The sequence below is a fragment of the Jiulongibacter sediminis genome (assembly GCF_001306455.1).
Taxonomy (GTDB): Bacteria; Bacteroidota; Bacteroidia; order Cytophagales; family Spirosomataceae; genus Jiulongibacter; species Jiulongibacter sediminis.
On the sequence record NZ_LGTQ01000009.1, the window covers coordinates 46,483 to 71,796 of the forward strand.

18 protein-coding genes are annotated in these 25,314 nt (G+C 41.2%); 10 read left to right on the forward strand and 8 right to left on the reverse strand.

Annotation, left to right across the window (positions count from 1 at the left end; genetic code table 11):
- Positions 1–175: 175 nt before the first annotated feature.
- The 4 genes from AFM12_RS10855 to AFM12_RS10870 all read right to left on the reverse strand — a co-directional run bounded on the left by AFM12_RS10855 (position 176) and on the right by AFM12_RS10870 (position 5,726).
- Positions 176–2,839 (reverse strand): glycosyl hydrolase, encoded by a 2,664-nt coding sequence (locus AFM12_RS10855; RefSeq protein ID WP_055148093.1) that lies wholly within the window; start codon positions 2,837–2,839, stop codon positions 176–178.
- A gap of 118 nt (positions 2,840–2,957) precedes the next feature.
- Positions 2,958–3,389 (reverse strand): Dabb family protein, encoded by a 432-nt coding sequence (locus AFM12_RS10860; protein WP_082391294.1) that lies wholly within the window; start codon positions 3,387–3,389, stop codon positions 2,958–2,960.
- 116 nt (positions 3,390–3,505) lie between these two features.
- The gene (mgrA, locus tag AFM12_RS10865) at positions 3,506–4,495 is read right to left on the reverse strand and encodes an L-glyceraldehyde 3-phosphate reductase (protein WP_055148095.1); all 990 of its coding nucleotides are present in this window, start codon (positions 4,493–4,495) and stop codon (positions 3,506–3,508) included.
- Between the two features lie 241 nt (positions 4,496–4,736).
- Positions 4,737–5,726 carry an aldo/keto reductase gene (locus AFM12_RS10870; protein WP_055148889.1) on the reverse strand — a complete coding sequence of 330 codons (990 nt, stop codon included), beginning with the start codon at positions 5,724–5,726 and terminating at the stop codon, positions 4,737–4,739.
- A gap of 147 nt (positions 5,727–5,873) precedes the next feature.
- Here AFM12_RS10870 and hemE point away from each other — a divergent pair, with 147 nt between their 5' ends.
- Together hemE and AFM12_RS10880 are read left to right on the forward strand one after the other, a co-directional pair.
- On the forward strand, positions 5,874–6,893 hold the full coding sequence (hemE, locus tag AFM12_RS10875) for a uroporphyrinogen decarboxylase (protein WP_055148097.1): 1,020 nt from the start codon (positions 5,874–5,876) through the stop codon (positions 6,891–6,893).
- Positions 6,894–7,012: 119 nt separating this feature from the next.
- Complete coding sequence (locus AFM12_RS10880) at positions 7,013–7,630, forward strand: hypothetical protein (protein WP_055148099.1); 618 nt, start codon at positions 7,013–7,015, stop codon at positions 7,628–7,630.
- Positions 7,631–8,417: 787 nt separating this feature from the next.
- Here the strand turns inward: AFM12_RS10880 and fmt are convergent.
- Positions 8,418–9,353, reverse strand: a complete 936-nt coding sequence (gene fmt, locus AFM12_RS10890; protein ID WP_172678814.1) for a methionyl-tRNA formyltransferase — start codon at positions 9,351–9,353, stop codon at positions 8,418–8,420.
- A gap of 282 nt (positions 9,354–9,635) precedes the next feature.
- Between fmt and greA the strand changes: the two genes are divergently transcribed.
- The 3 genes from greA (at position 9,636) to AFM12_RS10905 (ending at position 10,769) form a co-directional block, all read left to right on the forward strand.
- Entirely contained in the window at positions 9,636–10,109 is a 474-nt protein-coding gene (gene greA, locus AFM12_RS10895; protein WP_055148104.1) for a transcription elongation factor GreA, read from the forward strand.
- Between the two features lies 1 nt (position 10,110).
- Positions 10,111–10,500 (forward strand): HIT family protein, encoded by a 390-nt coding sequence (locus tag AFM12_RS10900; protein WP_055148106.1) that lies wholly within the window; start codon positions 10,111–10,113, stop codon positions 10,498–10,500.
- A 68-nt stretch (positions 10,501–10,568) separates the two neighbouring features.
- On the forward strand, positions 10,569–10,769 hold the full coding sequence (locus tag AFM12_RS10905; protein WP_229308495.1) for a dodecin family protein: 201 nt from the start codon (positions 10,569–10,571) through the stop codon (positions 10,767–10,769).
- Here the strand turns inward: AFM12_RS10905 and AFM12_RS10910 are convergent.
- From AFM12_RS10910 to AFM12_RS10920, 3 genes are all read right to left on the reverse strand, one after another.
- A complete protein-coding gene (locus AFM12_RS10910; RefSeq protein ID WP_055148110.1) occupies positions 10,766–11,755 on the reverse strand; it encodes an NAD(P)H-dependent glycerol-3-phosphate dehydrogenase in 990 nt (329 codons plus the stop codon). The genes AFM12_RS10905 and AFM12_RS10910 overlap by 4 nt on opposite strands.
- 65 nt (positions 11,756–11,820) lie before the next feature.
- A complete protein-coding gene (locus AFM12_RS10915; protein ID WP_055148112.1) occupies positions 11,821–13,203 on the reverse strand; it encodes an efflux RND transporter periplasmic adaptor subunit in 1,383 nt (460 codons plus the stop codon).
- 11 nt (positions 13,204–13,214) lie between these two features.
- Entirely contained in the window at positions 13,215–14,675 is a 1,461-nt protein-coding gene (locus tag AFM12_RS10920) for a TolC family protein (protein WP_055148114.1), read from the reverse strand.
- Between the two features lie 281 nt (positions 14,676–14,956).
- On the opposite strand from AFM12_RS10920, the gene nhaD reads away from it, so the two are divergent.
- From nhaD to AFM12_RS10945, 5 genes are all read left to right on the forward strand, one after another.
- On the forward strand, positions 14,957–16,225 hold the full coding sequence (nhaD, locus tag AFM12_RS10925; RefSeq protein ID WP_055148116.1) for a sodium:proton antiporter NhaD: 1,269 nt from the start codon (positions 14,957–14,959) through the stop codon (positions 16,223–16,225).
- Between the two features lie 220 nt (positions 16,226–16,445).
- Positions 16,446–17,162 carry a type VI secretion system tube protein Hcp gene (locus AFM12_RS10930; RefSeq protein ID WP_055148118.1) on the forward strand — a complete coding sequence of 239 codons (717 nt, stop codon included), beginning with the start codon at positions 16,446–16,448 and terminating at the stop codon, positions 17,160–17,162.
- Between the two features lie 67 nt (positions 17,163–17,229).
- Positions 17,230–18,744 carry a sulfatase family protein gene (locus AFM12_RS10935; RefSeq protein ID WP_082391295.1) on the forward strand — a complete coding sequence of 505 codons (1,515 nt, stop codon included), beginning with the start codon at positions 17,230–17,232 and terminating at the stop codon, positions 18,742–18,744.
- A gap of 44 nt (positions 18,745–18,788) precedes the next feature.
- Entirely contained in the window at positions 18,789–22,004 is a 3,216-nt protein-coding gene (locus AFM12_RS10940) for a VCBS repeat-containing protein (protein ID WP_055148120.1), read from the forward strand.
- A 92-nt stretch (positions 22,005–22,096) separates the two neighbouring features.
- A complete protein-coding gene (locus AFM12_RS10945) occupies positions 22,097–25,267 on the forward strand; it encodes a 3-coathanger stack domain-containing protein (protein ID WP_055148121.1) in 3,171 nt (1,056 codons plus the stop codon).
- The last annotated feature ends 47 nt before the right edge of the window (positions 25,268–25,314 follow it).

Below are 25,314 nucleotides of genomic sequence, written 5' to 3' on the forward strand. Positions count from 1 at the left end.
TCCATCTTGTTTTCAGAAGGTTTCGCTGTACTAATCTTATATACTAAATACCCGATGCCTGCCACAAAATGAAGGAGCACAATTAACGCGACGATATAGGCAAAACTCATGAGCTTTTTTCTTTCGAAGCAAGCTGATAAACACTTACCAAACTATGACTTTGGTTACAGAAGACTCAGAGCTTTTTGGTTTGCAAGGGAACGAGCTTGATTTTACCAATCAATCCTGAAGGCATTGGTTTCCAAATAGTAGCATCAAACTTCTGATAATCTTTATTCACCATATTGATTTCATAGAAGATTTTCCATTCTTCGCCACGCATCTCCTTAGCTCTTATACGATTGGCGGCCAGATTAGTGACTTCTATTTCAAGCAGGTTGTTTTTCTTTTTTAGTTCCGGTAGCTGAATCTCAAAGGGGTTGGCCCACAAAGTGCCTACTTCAAAACCATTGAGACGAATTCGGGCACTTTCCCGAACATCTGGCAACTGAAGTAGCCATTTCTTTGCCTTGGCAGGTCGATTGAATTTGACCGAATAAACGGCCGTACCAGAGAAATTTTCAGCATCCTGATTAAGTTCTGTCCACGATCTTAGCTCAGTTAACTTTTCATCTTGTGGTAGTCTCGGACCACCTTCTAAAAAGGTGAGCTGAAAAGGACCTTCCAGCTCAAACGCTTCATTACTTACCTCGGTATAAGCCCATGGCTGGAGAGTATCCTTTTTTTGAGTTTCTAAAATGATGGCATCTCCTGCTTTGAGCTGTAAATAGACCCGATCAGATTCTGCTTTAGCCAAGCCCTTTTCTCCGGTCTTTGGATCAAAAAGCATAACATTTTCAGCGGAGGTTTGTAGGTCAATCCAGTTGTCAAAATCATTTGCCGTATGATTGACGACATAATAGATTTTTTGATTGCCATTTTGTCTGCGAATAAACTTCAAGCCGCTTTTGACCAAAGTTTCGGGGTCAATATTGCGGCTGTGCAAGGCATTGAGAATTTCACCAAAAGATCGAGAGGAAAGCTCTGTGTTCAGTTTTCTCAAAGCTTCTTCTCTTTCATTCAAGTTGTGGAGTCCAGGTACCGTGGCAGGAAGACTTTCAAAATAGATCTGGGCTCCATCTTTTTTCAAGGAGATCAACTTCTGAAGTGTTCTCAACGGCATATGCTCCGTTTCCGGAATGATAAGAGCTTTGTAAGAGCCACCGGGCAAAACTAGAATGCCATTTTCTACCTTGGCTTTTTCAATAAATTCGTCAGAGAAGAAATCAACAGAATAGCCCACATTCATCAGGCTTTTGCTGGTTTTGTAGAAAGGAGTATGCAACAACCATTCATCCAGCGAGTGAATTTTGAACTGGAAAAAGAGTTGCCCTTTCAGGTATTGGCTATAGGTATCATAGATCGGCCAGTATACTCCAATTTCATTGTCCGGTAATCCTTTGCGGAGGTACTCCTGACAGTTTTCGATATATGAAAATAAGGCAGGGGCCTCTTTCCAAATGGTCATTTGCGGACTGAAATTCACCGAGGCATAGAATTTCCAGCCTGGCCATTCGGCCTCAGGTGGAGAGTATGTTGAGCCATGCAGGAAAACGTGGTTAACACCATTGAGAAGCAGTTCTTCCAGTTCAGGTTTACACTGAGAAACGGCAGTCTTAAAATGGTCACGTAGCCAGGTAAACGACTCTGATGAAATCAGAGGCTTACCCATCACATGACCGGCTGAGGAGGAAAATTTCAGCATCACAGGGTCAGCGTCGCCCTGTCGAATATCTTCAGCCTCGCGTCTTAAACCCGGAATGTCAAAAGGCATAGAACCGAAAGTCTCGCATTCCGGAATATCTGCTGAAGCATACATATCGAGTAGATTGCCAGGCGAGCCATGAGCCTGCAGTTTGGTTTGGTAGCCTTTTGCATTTGCCCAGGCCGTCCAGGGCCGGTTAAAGTCTTCTTTGAGCAAATCGGATAAAGTTTCACGGTAATCGCTTCTCACTCGATTCGCTATTTCAGAATCTTCTTTTTCTATCAGTGATGGTAAAAAAGGCTTTAGATCATATCCTCTCCTTTTCTCAAATTCTTTCAGAAAATTAGGTGTAAAATCGGTTTCGTAAACTTCATAGCTGTCATTAAAGATAGCTCGTACAGGAACCGTTAAATGCTCATCAAACGGTTTTAGATAATCTTGAAGAGCGGCATTTGAATAGTGATCTACCGTATAACCCTCCCCGCCTGGTGCGGCCCGCTTTACTTTTTGCCCAGTTTGTCCACGGTAAATGACATAGATTTTCCCGTCTACCTTTGAAAGCCATTGAGCTTGTTTTTTCTGTAAATCTGCGGTGATATCCTCTGTTTTGCCTGAGGCATCTTTGACGAGAATACACTGTAAAACAGCATCAGGTGAAGGCTTTTCAAAAGAGAAGTCAATGACATCCCCTTTGCTGATTTCGTGAATGGTGTAGGTCAGTTTAGAAGCCGCAAATTCAGGTTCTACTTGCGGACCGCCATAAGGCCAACCGGTGCCCAAAACCATATCGACAGCCATTCCAAGACTGTCTGCCACTTTTGTGGTATAGTCCAAAACTTCAAGATATTCAGGAGAAAGAAATGGTAAGAAATTACCCTCCTGTCCTTTGACTCCATAAATGGGGGTTATTTCCACACCGCCAAGACCGGCTTTATGAAATTCCTCCAGATTGTATTTTACACCTTCTTTAGTAATGGCATTGCCCATCCACCACCATCGGGTAAAAGGCTTTGAGGAAATTTGAGTAGATTTCTGAGCAAAACCGATATTGGAAGCGACCAAAAAAAGGCCGCAAAGAAGGAATTTTAAACGCATTATCATTTCAAATAGGATTGTACCTCAAATAACGGCAATCTTCGTTCAAAACTGTCCTAGTCTTATACGCAAAAGGCCACCCCTGGAGGTGACCTTTTGTAAAATGTAGAGATGAATTTTATTCACCAATACTGTCATAAACTTTTACGGTACTCCATAAATGACCGTAGTCTTCAATAAATTTCAAATGAATCGGGTCTTTCTGATACATTTCTTCTTCTTCCAGATTTTTAAAGAAGCACATCCAGCTTACCTGATAGTCTTTCACAATAACCTCACGGTCTGTAGATGCAGGAAAACCAATATAATGAGCCTGAATAGTTTCCACTTCAGCCAGCTTGTTTAGACCTTCTACCAGTTTGTCACGATCTTCCTTGCTTTCTGGATTATTCAGATAGAAGTAAACATGATGGATAAAAGGGTTGATTTCTGCCGGTTCTGTGATAGGGTTAGCTTCGGACGTTGCTTCGGTTTCAACCTCCTGGCTTTCTTCTTTTGGTGAACAGGCAAAGGCAATAGCGGCAAGGAATAGAATACTTAGTTTTTTCATTTTATAATTCAAATTATGGTTAATGTTTTTTGGAACAAGGAATATGGAGAAAGGATAACGGGACAAGAAGTTCTAAAAGTTCTTTCTCCGTTCTCCTTGTTCCGTTCTTCAAAAAATTACTTCAAAATCTTCTCAATCTCTTCTAATTCACCATTTGAGAAATCTTTATTATCAAGAGCTCCAAGTGAGTTCTCCAACTGAGAAACACGGGAGGCTCCGATAAGCACAGTTGTTATTCTTTCATCTTTCAAGAGCCATGCGATGGCCATTTGTGCCAAAGATTGGCCACGTTTTTCAGCGAGATTATTTAGCGATTTTAATTTATCAACCAGTTGGTCATTTATCTCGTCTTTTTGAAGGAAACCATGCTCTAAATCTGCTCTTGAGCCTTCAGGAATACCATTGAGATATTTGCCTGTCAAAAGTCCTTGTGCTAGCGGAGAGAAAGGAATACAACCCACACCTTCATCGCCAAGAACATCGAGAAGACCCTCTTCAGGATCACGTACCAGCATGCTGTATTTCGGCTGATGAATCAGGCATGGAGTGCCCAAATCTTTCAGAATAGTGAGAGCCTCTTTGGTTTGCTCGGGGTTATAATTACTCAAACCAGCATATAAAGCCTTACCTGAGCGTACAATTTGGTCTAAAGCTCCCATGGTTTCTTCCATCGGTGTATCAGGGTCGGGGCGGTGAGAATAGAAGATGTCTACATACTCGAGCCCCATTCTTTTGAGCGACTGATCACAGCTTGAAATCAGGTATTTTCTGGAACCCCACTCACCGTATGGCCCGGGCCACATGTGGTAGCCTGCTTTTGAAGAGATAATCAGCTCATCACGATAAGGTAGGAAATCTTTTTTAAGTATTACACCAAAATTCTCTTCAGCAGAACCCGGAGGAGGTCCGTAATTATTTGCCAGATCAAAATGAGTGATGCCGGCGTCAAATGCAGTTCTGAGGATGGCCCTGTAATTCTCAAAAGTGTCAACACCTCCGAAATTATGCCAAAGGCCCAAAGAAATCTCAGGTAACCTGATGCCGCTTTTCCCACAGCGGCGGTAAGTCATTTTATCGTATCGGGAAGGGTTTGCTATATATGTCATGTTTTTAAATGATTAGAAGTTAGGTGTCGGGCGTTTGATATTTTTTTGACGGATGACGGATGACGGATGACCGGTGACCGGTGTTTTCTTTTGTTTGGGGTAAGAGGTCAGAAGTCCGATTTTTGAAGTTGACCTAAAAGACTCCATGTTCCGTTCTCCCTTCTCCCTGTTCTGAAATAATTGAGTCTTTTATCTTACGTCTTTAATCTAATGTCTTGATCGGTGAGTGAGCCTGTCGAACTCACCACAACTGATGCACCTGCGGTTTAATATATTTGTCATAAACCCCTTTAATCGCAATAATTTGCTCGGGGCGAAGGTTCGGAGAGTTAAGAGCACCAATGTTTGATTCCACCTGCTCGGGGTGACTAGCCCCAGGGATTACACAACTGATGGCGTCAAAATCCAGAATCCAACGAAGGGCCATTTGAGCCATGTTTTTTTCTTTGAAAACCGTTTTTAATTCTTCTACCGCCTGTAAGCCTGTTTCATAATCGATGCCTGAGAAGGTTTCGCCTTTGTCGAACATCTCACCGTTTCTGTTGAAAAACCTATGGTCGTTTTGACCAAAACTTGACTCTTTTGAGAACTTGCCTGTCAATAGGCCGCTTGCCAAAGGAACTCTGGCTAAAATGCCAATATTTTTCTTTTTGGCCTGTTCAAAAAATAGCTCAGAAGGTCGCTGACGAAACATGTTGAAGATAATTTGCACTGTGCAAACATTCTCAAACTCAATTCCCTTCAAAGCCTCTTCCACTTTCTCTACGCTGATGCCTAGGTTCTGTATTTTGCCTTCGTCTTTAAGTTTGTCAAATTCCTCAAAAATCTCTGGTCGGTAATAGACTTCGGTAGGCGGGCAGTGGAGTTGAATCAGGTCAATAGTGTCAAGACCCATTCTAGTCAGGCTGTCTTCCACATATTTTCGCAGGATTTTCGGTTGGTACCCTTCATTCACGTGCGGATTAATCTGGCGGCCGCACTTGGTGGCTATATAAATTTTTTCTGACCTGCTTTTGACAAAACGTCCAACAGCTGTCTCACTTTGACCAATTTCATTACCATAAACATCTGCGGTATCAATGAAATTGACGCCACCATCTACGGCTTTGTTGAGAATTTGCTCTGCATTTTTAAAATCAAAAGGGTCACCCCATTTGCCACCAACCTGCCATGTGCCTAGGCTTATTTCAGATATTTTCAGATTGGTTTTACCAAGAGTTCTGTAATTCACGGGTAAGGGGTTTTGTATAATGTTTTGAAACTCAAAAATCAGGTTTGTGATCGGGATAAACAAGTCAGAGGTGATGATATCAAAAAGGATGTCGATAAAAAACTCAGACGATGTTACGGAAGCGTCGATAAACACTATTTTTGCGGCATGAATTTGAAAAATGATCTGTTATTGCGTGCTGCCCGTGGAGAAGAGGTAGAGCGTGCACCAGTCTGGACGATGCGTCAGGCGGGTAGAATACTCAAAGAATACCGTGAAGTAAGAGCTAAGGCTGGCAGTTTTATTAACCTGGCGAAAAGTCCTGAAATGGCTGCTGAGGTGACCATTCAGCCGGTTGATATCCTTGGAGTGGATGCCGCAATCATTTTTTCAGATATTCTGGTGGTGCCTGAGGCCATGGATCTGCCCTATGAAATGGTAGAGAAGAAAGGCCCTTATTTCCCGAAGACCGTAAAAAGCAAGGCAGATATTGATGCATTAAATGTCAACGATATTGAAGATCGCTTGAGTTATGTTATAGAAGCGATTAAACTGACCAAAGAGGGTTTGGGCGGACGTGTTCCTTTAATTGGTTTTGCTGGTGCTCCATTTACCATTTTCTGTTACATGATTGAGGGAAACGGCTCTAAAACCTTCTCTAAAGCAAAGAAAATGCTTTACACTCAGCCAGAGCTTTCTCATGCATTGTTGCAGAAAATTACAGACGTCACCATTACTTACCTGAAAGCTCAGATTAATGCCGGAGCTAACCTTATTCAGGTCTTTGATAGCTGGGCTGGTATATTATCTCCTGCTCAATATTCAGAATTTGCCACTCCATACATTGGTCAGATATGTGAAGCCATTCAGCAAGTTCCGATCACGGTTTTTGCCAAGGGAGCCTATTTTGCACGAGAAGAGATCGGTAAGCTGGACTGCCAGGTTGTTGGGCTTGATTGGAACATGGATATTGCCGAATCGCGACTGTTGATTCCAAATAAAACGTTGCAAGGTAATCTTGATCCTTGCGTGCTTTACGCTGAGAAACCAGAGATAAAAAAGAATGTGGAGGCTATGTTGAGGGCTTTTGGTAAGCAAAAGTATATTGCCAATCTAGGCCATGGAGTTTACCCCGACACCGAGCCCGATAAGGTGAAGTATTTCATTGATCTGGTGAAGTCATCCTGATTGATAGAGCGATTTGAAACTCCTTCTTAAAATACGGTTGAATAAAAAGGGGATATTTTCGTTGTTTGGTTGAGTTGATTCAGAGTCAATTCGATTCATAAAAACAAAAATGAATTCGCATGAAAAAGCTACTTGCTCTTCTTTCAATTGTTTTTTTAGTTTCCTGTCAATCTCAGGTGCCATTCAGTGGTGAGAATGCCTCTTTGGCAACACAGCATCAAAAGCTGGCCATATTACCATTTAAGGTAACTTTTAACGAAGAATACAAGCAGAGACCACAAAGATTCAACGCCAGACCTGAAGCCGAGTACTGGCGTGAGCAGGAGCGACTTGCCGGATTAGATATGCAGAAGGAGCTTTTTATGCAGATGGCTCATCAGGTGGAAAGAGGACGTTATGAACGAGTAATTCAGGATTTCAATACCACTAACCAGCTGCTCGAGCAGGCTGGTGTTCGTTTTTACGATATTCAGGGGGCGGCGAAAGGTAACCTGGCAAGAATGCTGGGCGTAGACGCTCTAATTTATGGAGAAACGGAGATTGTGGTTACCCCGCCAATGATGGGATTTAGTAACTCAAGAGATGGGGCCTATTCAGCGATTGTTATTTACGATGCCGGCAGCGGGCAGCCTGTTTGGCAGGAACACGTTTCTCAAAGACCTTCTAACCAGATGGACACCCCTAAGCGACTGGCAGATGATACTGCAAGATCATTGGCTAAGATGTTGCCGTATTGATTAGGCGGTCAGCTTTCGGAGGTTGGCTTTCAGCTTTCTAAATTATTCAATTCTTATTACTGTGAGAGTAAGTTGTTATTCAGCGTTTAATAAAGATTACTCCACTCTTGGATAGTGATATCAAGTATTGTTCACTCTAAGAAGGCAACTTTTGCGACTGGAATTATTTCACCTTTTTCCAAATATGATTTGGATGTAGACCATTTTATCCCATTCTGTGATGTGTCTTCTATTGAAGTAATAATAAACCCGTTTTTCACGCTTATTTTTATCGGGTCTGAGAAAAACCGTCCAAAATCTTTACCGACGTAATGGTCGATTTTTAAAGAGTCTTTTCTTAGAAATTCAAACTCACCGAAAGCATCCAGAAAGATAAAGTCTCTGTCGGGGATAATTGTGTTGAAATCAAATTTTGTCCTTGATCCAATCTCTCGTTTCAAATAAGGTAGAAAACAAATGGTATCGTCAATTTCTTTGCCTATGTAGGTAATTGAGTCTCTTGAAGCCAAATAATAGAAATTTTCAATCTTGATAGTGTCAAATTCAATACTCCTTTTCGTAAAGTAAATATTTTGAAGGCTAGTTGGAAAATAAGAGTATTTGAACTGTATGGTCTTATTATCAAAACTGACTTCAGAGGATTTCAATTCAGTGTGTAGAATGTCACCTTCACTTTTACAGTTCGTCAAAAGCAGGCCGATTCCAATCAATATGTAAAGAGATTTTTGGAAGCTCACGGCAATTTCAATAAGGATAAAAGTGAATTGGTAGCAAATGTAGATTTGAGTCAAAACCGAAAACCCCTCAAGAATTCCTCCGTTGTCATTCGTCTTTTTCCTTCCAATTGTAGTTCGGTTATGCCAAGCCAGCCATCGGCAGTTTTAAAGGCCAAAAGGTCCTTTCCATTAGAAATAACTTCCGTTAAGCTTGAATCTACCAGATCACCTTCAGGTTTTTCGTTCAGCTTTTGGGTCTGATAGATTTTCAATGTTTTCTCCTGAAGAGTTGTCCAGGCAGCAGGGTAGGGGCTGAGGCCACGAATCAGGTTGTAGAGACTTTCTGTTTCTTTTGACCAGTCAATCTCACAGGTTTCTTTAAAAATCTTCGGTGCCGGTTTTAGCTCGTCTTCACTATTGAAAAGCTCGCTTTGAGGAATTTGCGGATAGTCATCGGCTTCAATGGCCCTCACCGTTTTCAAGACCAGATTGGCTCCCAGTACCATCATTTCGTCATGAAGCTCACCGGCGGACATATCCTCTCGAATCGGCAGTTTCTCCGAAAACATAATATGGCCTGTGTCAATCTCTTTCTCAATGAAAAAGGTGGTCACACCTGTTTCTTTTTCACCGTTTATAATAGCCCAGTTAATAGGAGCAGCACCGCGGTATTGCGGCAGCAGTGAGCCGTGGAGGTTGAACGTGCCTTTTGTCGGCATATTCCATACCATTTCAGGTAACATTCTAAACGCTACTACCACCTGTAAATCAGCTTTGTATGAGGCTAGTTCTTCCAAAAAATCAGGACTTTTCAGGCGGGTAGGCTGAAGTACCGGAATTCCCTGCTCAACAGCATATTTTTTAACAGGAGTCTCCCTCAGCTTTTGCCCTCGTCCAGCTGGTTTATCCGGTGCAGTGATTACGGCGACAACATTGACCTTATTTTCGACCAAAGTTTTGAGGGTTTCAACCGCAAAATCGGGAGTACCCATGAAAATTATTCGCATATAGAAGCTGTATTTTGCTGCAAAACTATGAAATATTGCGTCTTATATTCTTTTTTAAGCATATTGCGATGCCAAGATTAATTTGTAATTTTGATTCTCAAATAAGTTAAATGATAAACAGAACGCACATTTATCTCGACCGTCAGCGACACTGATACAGTTTCATGATATCTGATTAAGATTCAATGGAACGGTCGATTATCGCCGTTCTTTTTTTTTCTACCCTTGGCAAAATGCTGAGGGCAATTTTTTTTCAAGTACGAAGATTAATACATACTTAATATGTCAAAGTATCAATATTACACCCAGGAGGGGTATGATAAACTGAAGAATAAACTTCAGGATATGAAAACCAAGGGGCGTCAGGATATCGCCCGCCAGATCGCCGAAGCCAGAGATAAGGGCGACCTCTCAGAAAATGCAGAATATGATGCTGCAAAAGATGCCCAGGGGCTGCTTGAAACTGAGATTTCAAAGCTTGAAAACACCATGGCAAACGCCCGTATTCTGGACGAATCGGCTATTGATAATTCAAAGGTTTCATTGCTTAACAAGGTCACAATTAAAAATGTGAAGAACGGAGCCAAAATGACCTATACTCTTGTGGCTGAAGAAGAGGCGAATCTGAAAGAAGGTAAAATCTCTGTCAATTCACCGTTTGCAAAAGGTCTGCTTGGTAAGGCACTTGGAGATAAAGCCGAAATCCAGACTCCCGGTGGTATTGTAGAGGTGGAGGTGATGGAAATCAGTATGTAATATGGCTTCGATATTTTCAAAAATAGTAGCAGGTGAAATCCCTTGCCATAAAATAGCCGAGAACGATGACTTCTTGGCTTTTTTGGATGTATTTCCATGTGCAAAAGGTCATACGCTGGTGATTCCTAAGAAGGAAGTAGACTATATCTTTGACGTTGATGAGGAAACTTACATGGGTCTTATGGCTTTTGCCCGACAAATAGAACCGGCTATCAAAAAGGCTATACCATGTAAAAGAATAGGAGTGGCTGTGATAGGTCTTGAAGTACCTCACACGCATGTTCACCTGATTCCGATGAACAGCATGGCCGATATGAATTTTAATAGCAAGCTGAAACTCTCTCAGGATGAGTTAATAGAAATTGCAGAGCGTATTCGCTCGTATATTTAATTGGGAATTGGGCTGAAAAGGCTGTACATTGAAATTGTAATTTTCAATTCACTAAAAACAACAAAATTATGGTAGTTAAAGTAATAGAACTGATCGCATCATCTGATAAAAGCATCGAAGACGCCATGCAGAAAGCAGTGTCTGAAGCTTCAAAAACCATCAAAAATATTGATTCGGTTTATGTGAAAGATATCAAGGCTCATGTAGAAGATGGTAAAATCACAACTTATGGTGTGATCTGTAACCTATCCTTCAGAGTGGGTGCTTAAAACAGACTGTTTTTTAAAGAATTAAACTCCTTCTTAAGGGAGTTTTTTTCGTATAAAACAGCGTGGGCAAATCGTGTGATGGGCATGTCAATCTGCCACTGCTCATTCAGCTTAGCTATGCTTTTAACTGCATAGTAGCCTTCTGCAATCATGTTCATTTCAAGCTGTGCCGTTTTTACGGAATATCCACGCCCAATCATATTTCCAAAAGAGCGGTTTCTGCTGAATTGTGAATAAGCCGTGACCAATAAATCGCCCAAATAGGCCGAAGCGTTCAGCTCTCTTTCTGCCGGAGCAACAGCACTGAGAAGACGTTTGATTTCAAGCATGGCGTTTGAGACCATAACCGCCTGAAAATTATCTCCGGCACCCAAACCATGGGTTATTCCGCAAGCCAGAGCTACAATATTCTTCATTACAGCAGTATACTCTACTCCGTACAAATCTGAAATGGCAGAGGTTCTCACATACCGACAGTTCATGAGGTCTGCAAAGTTTTCAGCCAAACTAATGTCCGGGGAGGCAATTGTGAGGTAAGAGTTTTTTTCAAAAGCGACTTCCTCTGCATGGCAGGGCCCTGCAATGGCTGCCTGACGTTCTAAAGGCACCTGATACTTCTCTTTGATAAAGTCAGTCACGAGCTGATGCGTTTCAGGAATCATCCCCTTTATGGCCGAAATGACCGCTTTGTTTTCAAAGTGTTTTAATGAAAGGTCATTTAAAGATTCAGCAAGAAAAGCTGCGGGTACAGCAAGTATGATGATTTCTGAGCCTTTAACAGCATCTTTGATTTTGTGGTAAGCTTTTACTTTTGAAGGGTGAAACTCAACACTACTCAGGTATTTGGGGTTATGGTGAAGCTTTCTGATATGCTCCACAGCATCGGCATTTCGCATCCACCACCTTATGTTGATGCGGCTATTTTCTGAGAGAATTTTAACAATGGCTGTAGCCCAGCTACCACCGCCTATTACACTAACCTTCATTCTTCAAAGATAAAAAGAAAGGAGACCCTGAGGCCTCCTTTTCAAAAAACAATATGTTTGGACTGCTATTCTTTTTCAGGCTTTTCCTCTTCCTTTTTAGCGATAACCGCCTTTCCATCTTTCAGACGTTTAGAAACCTCAATATATGGACCGGAGATAATCTCTTCTCCGGCTTCAAGTCCTTCAAGAATTTCAATAGTACCAGCCTGTGTATCGGTTATGCCAGTCTTAACCTCCTTGATTTTGGCCTTGCCGCCTTCGTTGACAAATACAATTTCTTTGACCTCAACTTCGGCCTCTGGTGCACTTTCTTCCACGGCTCCCAATCCCATTCCATTCTCATTTTCGTCAGAGTTGCCCCCGTCACCGCTTCTGGTGGTGACAGCCGCGATTGGTACTGTTAAAACATTATTTTTTCTTTCTGTAATAATATCTACAGTCGCTGTCATACCCGGCTTAAATGGATATCTTCTTTCGGCCAACAGATCGCTGTAAGATTCAGGGAGAATGTTAATTCTTACTTCAAACTCAGTTACAGCCTCGGTAGAGTTAGCATTTGCCGTTAAATCACTGCCACTGCCGTTGGCGGTATTTGCAATCTGTGTTATTACACCTTTAAAAGTTTTATCCAGACTGCTGTAGGCGTCTACATCAATGATGGCAGTATCGCCACGCTGTACCCTAACAATATCATTTTCATTGACATTGACCCTCACTTCCATATTGTTGAGGTTTGCGATACGAAGCATTTCTGTACCCGCCATTTGCGAAGTTCCTACTACTCTTTCACCCAGCTCTACGTCGAGTTTTGAAACAATACCACTCATTGGAGCATAGATATTGGTTTTTCTGAGGTTTTCGCTCGCGTCTTTGAGGCTGGCCTCAGCACTTCTGATGGCGTATTCAGCGGCATTATAATTTGCCTTTGCAGCTTCCAGATCTTGTTTTGCAATTCTGTAATTTGTTTCGGCGACCTCAAAATCAGATTGAGAAATCACCTTATCAGCCAATAATTTCTGCTGTCTTTTAAAGTCAAGTTCAGATCTCAATAATTGCGATTCAGCACGGGCAATCTGTGATTTTGACTGCTCGGCACTGGCTTTGGCCTGATTTACCCCTGCTCTGAAACGCTCAACCACTGAAATGTAGTTTTCAGGCTGAATGCGTAGCAATAGCTGGCCTTTTTGAACGGAGTCACCTTCTTCGATGAACAAACCGATGATTTCACCCGGAACATCCGGTGATATTTTCACTTCCAGTTCAGGTTGAATTTTTCCTGAGGCAGAAACAGTTTCTACGAGGTCAGTTTTTGCTACTGTCGTAAATTCTACCTCAGAGGCCTCTTCTTTGCCGATCCAGCCCATTTTCTTCCCGACAAGCAGAAAGGCTACGAATGCCAGAGCAACGGCTCCTATAATATACCAGGTCTTGTTTGACTTCTTTTTCATGTATTTAAGTGTTAGAATTCAAGAGGTTTGTTTTGGTAGAAATCCAGAATTTTAATTCGGAAAATATAATCGTATTTCGCCTGAACTAGATTGGCCTGAGCCTGATCAAGCTGTGTACGGGCAAGATTGTAGTCTACATAATTAGAGGCCCCGGCATTATAACTGGCTTCAGCAGCTTCAAAGGCTCTTTGCAATGCATCTACCTGAACCTGATTGGCTGAGTATGCCTTGGCGGCATTTTGCATATTGATGTAGGCCTGATCAATGTTTTGACGAATTCCCAAAAGCGTATTCTCTGTATTCAACTCCGATTGCAATTGCTGTATTTTGGCTGATTGCATCTGGTATTTTTTATTGAATCCGTTGAAAATAGGAATCTGCATAGAAATACCGAGGTTCATGTTTTGGTTATTACCCAATTGATTGAAGTAGGGGATGCCCACCTGATCATACGACGGCTGTTGAAAATCTACGGTAAAAGGTACTGTTTCACCCTGAAAGACAGTTGTGGCAGTCACAGTTTGTGTATCAAAGCCGTTCGGGATAAGGTTTTTGGCTGCTGTAGAATAGGCTGTACCCCAGTTTCCGTTTACCATAACCGTTGGCAGGCCAACAGATTTGGCAATCTGAATATTTTTTACCGCCATCTGTTCTCTGATGTCTGAAGCTTTAATCTCGGGGAGGTAATTGATGGCTGCCTCGTAAACCTGACCTGCAGACTCAGGGTAAAGTTGAATTGACGGGTTAGGAACATCAATGCGGCTAACAGTAAATGGTCTGTTATCCGTGAGGTTCATGGCTTGTTTTAGTGTCAGAATCGCAGTTTCGTACTGATTTTGGCTGTTAACCAATTGAAGTTCATTATTAGCCAATTGGGCATTGAGGTTAAAAATGTTGGTCTCAGGCAATGATCCGGCCTGAACCATCTTCTCAGTTCTTTCAAGTTGTAAGCGGGTAACCTCCACATTTTTCTCAGCAACGGTGATCATATCCTGAGCTGAAAGAACATTGACATAGGCCACGGCAATTTGCAGAGAGATATTGTTTTTCTGAGCAGCCAAATCCATTCTTGAAGCTTCTAGGTCGAGTGTGCTACGGTCAATTGTATTCTTTATACGAAGGCCGTTATAGAGGATATAATTTGCTCCCACTCCCATCGAGTTGGTAGCAATTGTAGACGTCACAATATCGTTTGAGAATGGGTCAATGTTACGGCCGAAGTTCGAGTTTAGTCCAAATTGACCATTGGCTGACGGCAATCTGTCAGCTCTGGCCTGATTCAGAGCATTCAGACTATTTTCAATAGCGAGTTCGCTTTGTCTCAGGGCTATATTGTGACTAAGTGCGTAATCTATACACTCTTTGAGGGTATAGCCAGGTGTCTCTTCAGCACCTGAAAGCCGGGTTTGTGCATTTGATACTAACACGGCTGATAAAAAGACAAAAGTGAAGGCCAGTAATATTTTTTTCATAAGGGATTGGCAGTTTCAGGAACAATATTAGTTAACATTTGGCAGTCTGCTTCATTGAAAATGGATAAGCGGCAGATTAGCTAAATGAAAAGGTTTTATTTGATGTCTTGACCAGATGTGTATTATCTGACTTTGCCAATTTGGGGAAGAGTTACTGTTGATTTATGGAGGTCTTTTATGATTATTTGGTCTTTTCTTTTTCCGTTAGTGGATTTGTTTGTGCCTGAGATTTTCATTTCTATTTTTGCACCGCTTTACAAACGTATAAAACATTTTCTGTTATGATAGCACTCCTGGTCTTGGTATTTGTAGTCGGTTATTTGGGCATTGTGCTTGAGCACAATATTTCAATTGACAAGTCATCTTCGGCTCTTTTAACCGGGGCATTGTGCTGGACGGTTGTTGCTTTTACGACGCACGATCCTGAGCACATGAATGAGGAGCTGCTTCACCATTTGAGTGAAATCGCAAGCATTCTATTCTTTTTGATGGGTGCTATGACTATTGTGGAGTTGATAGATACTTACGATGGTTTTGATATCATCACAGATAGAATAACCACCAGAAGCCAGACAAAACTGCTCTGGATTATCTGTATTCTGACGTTTTTCCTTTCAGCATTATTGGATAACCTGACCACTACTATTGTAATGGTGACTTTGGTTAAAAAGCTGATTGAGGGGGAAAAACTGCGTCTCTTGTTTGTCGGTATTATAGTAGTGGCAGCTAATGCAGGTGGAGCTTGGTCTCCGATGGGTGACGTTACTACCACTATGCTATGGATTGGTGGTCAGATTACAGCGGTGAACATTATTAAGACATTAATTCTGCCGAGTTTGGTATGTATGCTTGTTCCGCTAATTGTGCTCGCTCCTTCCATCAAGGGTATGTTGCCAAAGAAGCTTTTCAGCGATGATGGTGAGACGCATCATACCAAGCAAGAGAAGTATGTGATTTTCTTCACCGGTATCGGTGGCTTGATTTCGGTTCCAATTTTCAAAACGGTTACTCATTTGCCTCCTTTTATGGGAATGCTATTGGCTCTTGGAGTGCTTTGGATGGTGACCGAGCTTCTTTTAAAAGATAAAGAAGAGCATTTCAGAAATAACTATTCAGTGTACAAGGCTCTCGAAAAAGTTGATATGCCTTCTGTACTTTTCTTTCTGGGTATTCTCCTGGCGGTTTCGGCCTTACAAACCGAAGGTGTTTTAAGAGGTTTAGCCGGTTGGTTATCTGATAATATCAGCAGCCAAACGGTAATTGTAACGCTGATTGGTTTGCTTTCGTCGGTGGTTGATAACGTTCCTCTAGTAGCAGCCTCAATGGGTATGTATGACCTAAGCCAGTTCCCTACAGACGACCGTTTCTGGGAGCTTCTTGCCTACTGTGCCGGTACGGGTGGATCGGCTCTGATCATTGGCTCGGCTGCGGGAGTTGCTGCTATGGGTATGGAGAAAATCAACTTCTTCTGGTATGTGAAGAAAATATCCTGGTTGGCCTTGATTGGTTATTTTGCCGGTATTGGGGTATTTCTTTTGTTGTTCCCTTAATACGTTTAAGAAATAAATTTGAATTTAAATCCCTGACATCGGTTGGGGATTTTTAGTTTGTACCCGGACAAAAATGCCCCCTGCGTTTTAAGTCTTTTTCATAAGATCATGGTTTATTCAATCTTCTTGTTGAAGGTATTTTGGGTCTACTCTTACCATGAAATAAAAGTTTTTTCGTTTTAGGACATGCTCTTTGTAACTTTCAAAAAAAGAGATAGCTATGAAAGGTTTACTGTTAGGCCTAGTCCTGTTTTTTGGTGTACAAATTGCCGAAGCTCAGTCGGGTTTGGTATTACCAAATGGTATTAAAGTTCCGGAAGTAGAAAGCCTGGCTGATGTAACTTCTCCTCACGAAGGTATGATCGTTTATGAAACTGATCAGAAGTCTCTTTTTCTGAGACGAGAGGGCTCATGGGAAGCATTGTCAGAACCGGTACCCAATAATGAGCCTCACATTTTTGTAGAGTTTAGCGGGGCTCCAACCATAGTGCCCGGCGATGTCGAAAACACGGGAATTCACGGTTCTCAGTCAAGAGTTCTTCATCTGGATTTTAATATTTTCTCAACACTTGGAACCGGGCGTTCTGTTGGTGTGGCTGAATATGACTTTAAGTTCAAAAAGAAATTAGGGAAGAGTTCTCCGCTTTTGAACAAGGCTCTTTTAAGAAGAGAAAGTTTTACGGATGTCATTTTTACGTTTTATATTCAGACCACTAAAGATGATGTGCCCTACTACAGTTATCATTTGGAGAATGTCAACTTGCTAAGCATGAGAACTGTGGGACCTCACTCCGAGCTAACGACACTCCTTGATGCCACGAATAACCTTTCTGCTAAAAGTATGATCGAGGAGATACAGCTTGTTTTTGAGCAGATTACAATAAAAGACCATATCCATAATACAGAGGTTACTCATTCTTTCAACACCAATGAGTAACTTTTAAAACATAGTTGGGGTACGGGATTACCATTTTTATCTTAGATTAGAGATAAAACCTTGCCCTATGAAATCGTTTAAAGTCCCATTTTCTCTGCCTTTGTTTCTTTTGGTGGTTGTTTTCTCCTGTCAAAAGAAAGAAGAGACTAAGCCTAACATCATTTACATACTTGCTGATGATCTGGGAATAGGTGACGTTTCGGCATTTAATGATTCCTCACTTATTAAAACAACAAATATTGATCGATTAGCCACCGAGGGGGTAAGGTTTACAGATGCACACTCGGGCTCTGCTGTTTGTACACCTACCCGATACGGTATTCTGACTGGTCGCTACAGCTGGCGAGGAGTGTTGAAAAAGGGTGTTACCTGGAGTTATGATACCTGTATTGTGGAGCCGGGCCGTCTTACAGTTGGTACACTTTTGCAAACCGCAGGTTATGAAACGGCCTCCATAGGAAAATGGCATTTAGGAATGAACTGGACTAAGGCCGATACCGGAAGTATTCCTGTCGATTTTTCTCAAAAGCTCAATCCTTCGCCTAATTCGTATGGCTTTGATTACTTTTTCGGGATACCGGCATCATTGGATATCCCGCCTTATGTATATGTTGAGAATGATGAGGTCACGGCTTTACCAAACCGAATGACGCAGGATACCTCAGCATTTGGCTGGTGGCGTTTAGGTCCTACAGGTGCGGATTTTACTCATCAGGAAGTCTTACCAACTTTTTTTGAGAAGGCCCGGAGTTTTATTTCTCAAAAAAGAGATAAGCCGTTTTTTCTTTATTTGCCACTTTCGGCACCTCATACTCCTATACTACCTGATGAAAATAACAAGGGGCAATCAGGGCTTAATGAATATGCCGATTTCGTATTAATGATTGATGGCCTGGTTGGCCAATTAATGAATGAACTCGAAAAACAAGGTTTAGACTCAAATACCATGATTGTTTTTGCTTCAGACAATGGCTGTGCCCCTTATGCTGACGTAGAGGGTCTTGAAGAAAAAGGACACCGACCCAGTATGAATTTCCGTGGCTACAAAGCCGATATTTACGAAGGAGGGCATAGAATACCTTTGATTATCAAATGGAAGGGGCATTTTGAGGCGGGTAAAGTTGTGGATGCCACCAATTGCCTTACCGATTTCATGGCCACTGTAGCTGATCTGAACGGTGTCAAAATTCCTGAAAACACGGCTGAAGACAGCTTTAGTTTGCTTCCATTATTGACTGGTCAGGGCGAGTTTCTTCGTAAAAATACGATTCACCATTCGGTGGATGGAAACTTTGCCATTCGGCAAGGAGACTGGAAACTAATTATGGCTCCGGGCTCAGGTGGCTGGAGTTATCCACGAGCAGGAAAAGAACCAAAGGATGCTCCTAAGGTACAATTGTTCAATTTGAAATCAGATTCGGGAGAGCGTGAAAATCTGGTTGAAAAAGAGAAAGAGCAGTATGAATTTTTGAGAAGTCAGCTTCAACAGGTGATTAAAAACGGCAGAAGTAACGAGGGACCTGCCCAGGAATATGTCAATGTGGAAAACTGGCCTGGAATGAATTGGACAATGGAGCTTTGAAACAGCTACTGAATAGTCTATTTTAGCATTTCTCAACATTCATCATGCGAAAACTAACTTCCTTACTGGCTATTTTTTTGCTGCTTTCCTGTTCAAAAAACAAAACACTTTTTGAACGTCTTGACCCCTCGGCCTCGGGTATTGATTTCATTAACCAGATTGAAGAGACAGATGTGCTCAATGTGCTGGTTTATGAGTATTTCTATAATGGCGGTGGAGTGGCTGCAGCTGATTTTGATAATGATGGACTTATAGACCTCTACTTTTCTGCAAACATGGGTTCTGATAAGGTTTTCAAAAACCTCGGGGAGTTAAAGTTTGAAGATAAAACCTCAGGTTCAGGCATTGCTTTCAATGGAGAATGGAAGACAGGAGTTACTGTAGTAGATATAAACTCGGACGGCCTTAAGGACATTTATGTTTCAGTTTCGGGCAATGAAGGTCACCCGGATTTAAGGAAAAACAAGCTGTATATTAACAAAGGAGAATTTGTTTTTGAGGAAAAGGCGGCTGAATATGGCCTTGATCAGGATGGATTCACTACACAGTCGGCCTTTTTTGATTATGATAAAGACGGTGATCTGGATGTCTACATCATGAATCATAATGTCAAAGATTTCAAACGTTTTGATGTAGAGGCCATCCATTTTATGCGTGACCAGTACGCCGGGGATAGGCTATTGAGAAATGACGACGGCTTTTTTGTGGATGTCAGTAAAGAGGCGGGTATCAAGGGTAACCCCATCGGTTTTGGTCTTGGAATCCATACCGCTGACCTCAATGAAGACGGCTGGACTGACCTTTATATTTCTAATGACTATCTGGAAGGCGACTATTTATATATCAATAACGGAGATGGCACCTTTACTGATAATATTGCTGAAATGGTAGATCATACGAGCTATTTCAGCATGGGGAATGATATAGCCGACGTCAATAACGATGCTTTGCCCGATATTTTCACGGCTGATATGCTGCCTGAAGATAATAAAAGACAAAAGCTACTTTTCGGCCCGGACAATTATGAGGCTTATCTGAGTATGCTTCGCAATGGTTTTCATCCTGAAGTCATGCGAAATATGCTACACGTCAATGAAGGAAACGGCAAATTTTCAGAAGTAGGGCAGCTTGCTGGTATCTCCAATACCGATTGGAGCTGGTCGCCCTTGCTGGCTGATTTTGATAACGATGGCCTTAAGGATATGTTTATCACTAACGGTTATTTCAGGGATTATACCAATAACGATTTTGTGAAGTTTTATGCTGAGCAACGCTCTGAAGGTAAAGACAATGTGCTTGAAATAATCAATAAAATGCCTTCAACCAGAACGCCGAACTATATTTTCAAAAACATGGACGGCCTGCAGTTTGAAAATCGTCAGAAAGAATGGGGTTTTGAGAATAAGGGAATTGGGAACGGAGCCATTTATGCTGATTTGGATAACGACGGAGATTTGGAAATTATCACCAATAATCTCAATGAGCCAGTAGGAATTTTTGAGAATCACTCCAATGAATTAGAAGGAGGGAAAAGCTACCTTAAAATTAACCTGAATGACAAGCCAACTGATCGCCTGAATACCAAAGTCATTCTGACCTCAAACGGTCAAAAACAATACAGAGAATTTACCCCTAATCATGGCTTTCAAAGCAGTTATGATGGACCGGTACATTTCGGTTTGGGGAGTTCCGGAGCTGAAAAAATTGAAATAATATACCCTGATGGTACTTATCAGGTCATTACTGATCCGGAAGTGAATACGACCATTGAGGTTTCAAAAAGGGCTTCTGGTGATATCAATATTGAGTTTCTTCAACCTTATTTTGAGGAAATAACTATGCCAGATATCGTGCATGAACAAATGCCCATCAATGATTTTAGCAGGCAGATTTTACTCCCTTGGATGTACTCTTATCAGGGGCCGGGCATGGCTGTTGGTGATATCAACGGAGATGGGCTGGAGGACTTTTATTTGGGCGGAGGAAAGGGCTCGCCGGGTCAGTTGATGAAAGCCTTGCCAAACGGAAGTTTTGTAAAAACGAATGAAACCCTTCTTAAGCAATGGGAGCTTTGTACCGATGTGGATGCTGTCTTCTTTGATGCCGATTCTGATGGAGATTTAGATTTATATGTAGTGGGTGGAGGTTATGAATACCTGCCAAACGACTTATTGCTTCAAAATCGCCTGTACATCAATGACGGGAAAGGTAACTTTACCAAGAATGATACAGCATTTCCTCCACATATTTATTCCGATGCCTGCGTTGAGGTTTTTGATGCTGACGGTGATGGTGATGAGGACTTATTTGTAGGCGGTTTTGTGCTGCCGGGGAGCTACCCTTCTTATAACCCATCACGATTTTATTTGAATAATGGTGGAGTTTTTGAGTATCAGGAGATTTCGGGTTTTGAGCAAGCCGGTCTGATCAAAGATGCTATAGCCACAGACTATAACGGCGACGGCAAAATGGATCTTATTCTGGCAGGAGAGTGGACGGATTTGCAGGTTTTCAAAAATGTGGGAGGAAGCTTTGAGCGGGATGAGGCCGCAATTATCAATGACACCGGAATTTACCAAAGCCTGCTCGCAGCAGATTTTGATGGTGATGGTGATGATGATTTTATCGTGGGAAATCTAGGACTAAACTCTCAGCTATGTGCCAGTCCTGCTGAGCCTCTGGAACTCTATACCGCTGATTTTGATGGAAATGGCCGAAAAGACCCGATCCTCAGTTGTTACCTTCAGGGCAAGGCCTATCCTTTTTACAGTCGCGATGAAATGCTGGATCAGCTCTTTCCATTGAGAAAAGCCTATAATTCATATGAGCTTTACTCGGAGGCTACTACAGCAGATATTCTAAAGAATTTCCCTGAGGTCACGCCGGAAATTCAAAAAGCGACCACCCTCGAAACTGTGTATTTTAAAAATGAAGGCGGTCGTTTTGTGAGACAGTCTCTACCTGTTCAAATTCAGGCCGCTCCGGTTTATGCCTTATTGAGTGCTGATATTGATCAGGATGGAGACCTAGATTTGATTGCCGGGGGTAATAACACCAAAACCCGCGTTCGCCTGGGTAATATTTCCGCCAATCATGGCCAGGTATTTCTCAATGACGGTAAAGGAAATTTCACTTATGTGCCGCAGTGTAGGAGTGGGTTGAATCTGATAGGGGATGTAAGAGGATTAGAAATAGTGAATAATAATTTGATTGTAGGGAGAAATACTTTGCCTGTATTATTTTATTCTCTTGGGAGATAAGACCAAATATTTTAAGTATTCATTGACTTGTCTCTCCAACATTATTTAAAGTCTTATTATTTTTAGGACTAAAAAGTGTAACTAATTATTTCATGCCCACAACTAAATGGATAATAGGTATAGTTTTTTTTCTGACTATACTCTCTCGCCCAGTATTCTCACAAGCAGTGTCAGATGGAATTTTAAAGGTTTTTGGGGGAAGTTCTACTGAACATGTCTTTGATGCCATATTTGATTCAGAGAGAAACTGTTTCTTTATTGTTGGCTCCACCTCTAGTACTGATGGAATATTCGAAGGACATGCCTCTGGTACTAAAATGTTCCTTATCAAAACTGATACACTTTTTGAGGTGGAATGGGTACAAACAATGCCGGGCTACAGTCGGACAAGTAATATTGCTGAATTTGGTTCGGAAGAATTAGCCATCGCTGGTCACTCAGATACTTCTTTAAAAATCTTTACTCTAAATAAGGATACCGGGGTTATTGTTAATGAAAGATTTGAGAGTAGAGCTTCAAGTATTTTTCAAACTTCAAAATTAAGGCTGGTCAGTACTTCAAACAAGACTTTAATACTTTTTAGAAATGTAAGAAAGACCTTCAACAAAGGTGTTGGAGTTATTGGTTCTGAGCTTAGTGGACTGGCTTTTGATCAAAATCTGTCATTTAAATGGGAAAGGCAATATGGTGGCGGGCTAGGCTCAAATATTTATGACGTATTCAGCAATAATGATGGTACAGTAACTTTCTGGGCGTATACGGAGAGTACGGATGGTGATGTTGTTGGAAGTAAGAATTTACAATCAAATGAGTCTGAAGATGACATCTGGATGGTCAGAATCAATGAAAATTCTGGTCAGATTCAAAATTCAAGAATTATCGGTGGAGCGGGTGAAGACGAGATTTATGGTGTATCCAGAGCAGACGATGAAGGTTATATTCTGGCATGTAGAATTGACGGACGCGATGAACAGCTCTTTACGGCAACCGGTAATTATATACTTAAGCTAAACAAGCTGGGAAATGTAATATGGGAGAGACCACAGCAAGGCTATCTTCCATCAAGTAATCAGATTTCCAGTGTAAATGATGATTTTCTCTATTACACCAATTCTGGTTTATATTTAATGAGTAGTAATGGGGCTCTTCTTGAAAGTTTTTTGATTGCAAAGTTCAATCCCTTTAATTCAGTTAAATTTATAAATCAGGGTGGTGGGAATTATGCCATTGTAGAGCTCTATGATTATTATGGGATAAGCTATCCTTCGGGCGATATAAGGGTAAAGACTTTTAAGATTGAACAGGGTTCTTTACAACTCAAAGATATCTCGCCAAGCTGGCTTTGTAGCAAAAGGCCAATTCAAATTGAGTTTTCTTCGAATACGCCGATTAATCCTGATAATCGTTTTCAAATATCATTAGTTTCAGGATATGAGGAGTATTACTTGGGTGAAACAAGCGGCTATACTTTCAACTTTAACGCTCCTGTATTATCAAGTCCCAATGTTAATAGCACGAAGGAATTTAGGGTAAAAATAAAAAGCACAAGTCCTGAGAATGAAATTATTGCAGGAGTTATCAGAGTTCAGTCTCCATTAAAGTGGGAAGGGAATGCTTCTTTGGAGCTTGATAATCCCACTCAAGGTTACTTAGGATCAAGCATTACTCTTCCTGCGAATGGACCATTCAAACTGTTTGTAAATCAAGAATCCTTCAGCACAAGTTTTAGCAACAATATTAATTTCGTTCAAAAATATTTGGAGAAGCCTTCAATATTATACCTGGATAAAGTCCAAAACTTATGTGGTACGTTTCCAATTGAAAACTCAGTGAGATTTAATATTCAAAAGGACACCCTGGAAATAGAGGAGCAGTTAAATCTGGGGGGATCAATGGAGGATGAGTTGGGTGATTTAATACTTACAAATTCAGGAGAGTATATTATAGCTATTAATTCAAAATCATCCAATGGAGAATTGTCTGGGAATAGTGGGAGAAGTGATATTTTAATAATCAAACTAAACAATGATTTAGATGTTCTTTGGAAATATGAGATTCATGGTGAGTCGAGCGATGAAGTGTTTGATTTGAAAGAGGCACAAAACGGGGATATTCTTTTTGTTGGTACCACTTTTTCAACGAATCTCAATGGAGTTTATGGAGGTTTGGCAGGACGTCTCTCAGCCACCGGAACTCTCAAGTGGCTCAAGACTTATACCACACCGCATGATAATGGATATTATGTTGAAAACATTCCTGATCAATTCAGTCAGTTGCAGGAGTTAGGGAATGGGGATATACTAATCGCGGGTCTCATAGAAAGTAGAGTGGGGATCAAAAGAGTTAATTCTAATGGAGTTGAAATTCTTCATGAAACATACACAAACAGGGGAGCTAAGGTGTATAATTTAGAAAAGTACGGGCAAGGAAACTTTATTCTCGGTTTTACCTCAAGAGAGGCGTTCCCAGGTTCAAGGGGTTTTGATGATATTGGACTGTTAAATATTTCGGAAACAGGTGATAGTATTTCCTTCTTTAATATTGGAGGAAATTATGATGATGTTTTACATTCAGTTAAAGTAAATAATGGTGAAATATTCTTACATGGATATACAGAGTCAACAAACGGAGATTTTAGTTTGAACCCCGGAGGAGGTAAAAGTATGTTTGTTGGTAAGTATTCACCTGAGATTGGTTTATCAAGTACCAGCTATATTAGAAACGCTCCTGATAGTTATTATGATGGAATTCATGATATGCTAATTGATAGTGATAAAGTGATCGTTACTAGCAGATCATGTTGTGGAAGTGAAGTAAGAGCACCCTTTCACTTTGGTTCACGGTGGTATAACTTGATTGTTTCCTGCTATGACTTAGGATTGAATTTGAATTGGCAAAAAGTGATTCAAAGTGAAGAGATTGGAAATTCTGCATCAAGAATACTTTCCTTATCAAGTGGGAAATACTTTGTAAGTACCGATGTTGTTGGTCCAAATGCCGACATAAAGTCTACCAAAGGCCTAACAGACGTATGGTTGGGTGTTTTGTCGCACGAGCCTAAATGTCAGACATTCGATTCTCCAATAAACGATTCTATCATTACCAACGAATTTTATAAATCTGAGGTGGTGATAAATTTTCAAGGAGATATTATTCCAGGGAATGAAGTTATTTTTCAAAGTGGTCGCGAAGTAATTCTGAGTCCAGGTGCCACGATTGATAAAGGAAGTGTCTTCAAAGCAATTATCGATGGTTGCCAATAGAACATTTTATTGGTTTGCTATCCCATTAAGGAGCTGAAATTTCTTAG

Excerpts from the sequence above, each read along its gene's own strand:
- mgrA (WP_055148095.1), bottom strand. The coding sequence starts at position 4,495 with ATGACATATATAGCAAACCCTTCCCGATACGATAAAATGACTTACCGC.
- AFM12_RS10860 (WP_082391294.1), bottom strand. The coding sequence starts at position 3,389 with ATGAAAAAACTAAGTATTCTATTCCTTGCCGCTATTGCCTTTGCCTGT.
- fmt (WP_172678814.1), bottom strand. The coding sequence starts at position 9,353 with ATGCGAATAATTTTCATGGGTACTCCCGATTTTGCGGTTGAAACCCTC.
- AFM12_RS10920 (WP_055148114.1), bottom strand. The coding sequence starts at position 14,675 with ATGAAAAAAATATTACTGGCCTTCACTTTTGTCTTTTTATCAGCCGTG.
- AFM12_RS10945 (WP_055148121.1), top strand. The coding sequence starts at position 22,097 with ATGCCCACAACTAAATGGATAATAGGTATAGTTTTTTTTCTGACTATA.
- greA (WP_055148104.1), top strand. The coding sequence starts at position 9,636 with ATGTCAAAGTATCAATATTACACCCAGGAGGGGTATGATAAACTGAAG.
- AFM12_RS10900 (WP_055148106.1), top strand. The coding sequence starts at position 10,111 with ATGGCTTCGATATTTTCAAAAATAGTAGCAGGTGAAATCCCTTGCCAT.
- AFM12_RS10915 (WP_055148112.1), bottom strand. The coding sequence starts at position 13,203 with ATGAAAAAGAAGTCAAACAAGACCTGGTATATTATAGGAGCCGTTGCT.
- nhaD (WP_055148116.1), top strand. The coding sequence starts at position 14,957 with ATGATAGCACTCCTGGTCTTGGTATTTGTAGTCGGTTATTTGGGCATT.
- AFM12_RS10935 (WP_082391295.1), top strand. The coding sequence starts at position 17,230 with ATGAAATCGTTTAAAGTCCCATTTTCTCTGCCTTTGTTTCTTTTGGTG.
- AFM12_RS10910 (WP_055148110.1), bottom strand. The coding sequence starts at position 11,755 with ATGAAGGTTAGTGTAATAGGCGGTGGTAGCTGGGCTACAGCCATTGTT.
- AFM12_RS10905 (WP_229308495.1), top strand. The coding sequence starts at position 10,569 with ATGGTAGTTAAAGTAATAGAACTGATCGCATCATCTGATAAAAGCATC.
- AFM12_RS10940 (WP_055148120.1), top strand. The coding sequence starts at position 18,789 with ATGCGAAAACTAACTTCCTTACTGGCTATTTTTTTGCTGCTTTCCTGT.
- AFM12_RS10855 (WP_055148093.1), bottom strand. The coding sequence starts at position 2,839 with ATGCGTTTAAAATTCCTTCTTTGCGGCCTTTTTTTGGTCGCTTCCAAT.
- AFM12_RS10880 (WP_055148099.1), top strand. The coding sequence starts at position 7,013 with ATGAAAAAGCTACTTGCTCTTCTTTCAATTGTTTTTTTAGTTTCCTGT.
- hemE (WP_055148097.1), top strand. The coding sequence starts at position 5,874 with ATGAATTTGAAAAATGATCTGTTATTGCGTGCTGCCCGTGGAGAAGAG.
- AFM12_RS10930 (WP_055148118.1), top strand. The coding sequence starts at position 16,446 with ATGAAAGGTTTACTGTTAGGCCTAGTCCTGTTTTTTGGTGTACAAATT.